Raw genomic sequence first — 535 nt, 5'->3', positions numbered from 1 at the left:
CCTCTATTACCGGCCAAAACCTAAAGGCTTGTCCGAATGGTCTCCCTTATGCACCACTTCTCCAGCTGACCCGGCTAGCGGGTCCCTTTCTGTTCTACTTCCTTATATTTTTCTGACCCGTGAATGGATCGTACTCCTCGAATATGCTTAATTGGTCCACTATCACGTCATCTTGTAATTGATTACGAATATATTCTTCTATTCGCTTCTGATTCCTACCAACTGTGTCTACGTAATACCCTCTACACCAGAATTTTCTATTGCCATATCGATATTTGAGATTGGCATGTCTATCAAATATCATTAAACTGCTCTTTCCTTTAAGATATCCTATAAACGATGAAACACTTAATTTTGGTGGAATACTTACCAACATATGAATATGATCCTTACAAGCTTCTGCCTCATGAATTATTACACCTTTTCGTTCACATAATTCTCGTAGTATTTGTCCAATACTTGCTTTGTATTTTCCATAAATAATTTGTCTACGATATTTCGGAGCAAAAACTATGTGGTACTTACAATTCCATGT

1 protein-coding gene is annotated in these 535 nt (G+C 37.4%); it reads right to left on the bottom strand.

Going from position 1 to position 535, the window contains the following annotated elements; all coding sequences use genetic code 11:
* Positions 1–94 precede the first annotated feature (94 nt).
* Positions 95–535: IS200/IS605 family transposase (tnpA, locus tag I1A59_RS09485; RefSeq protein ID WP_196092497.1), on the bottom strand; the 441-nt coding region annotated here is incomplete at its 5' end.

The organism is Streptococcus sp. NLN76 (assembly GCF_015686645.1).
Taxonomy (GTDB): Bacteria; Bacillota; Bacilli; order Lactobacillales; family Streptococcaceae; genus Streptococcus.
This window is presented reverse-complemented; position numbering and strand designations above follow the sequence as displayed.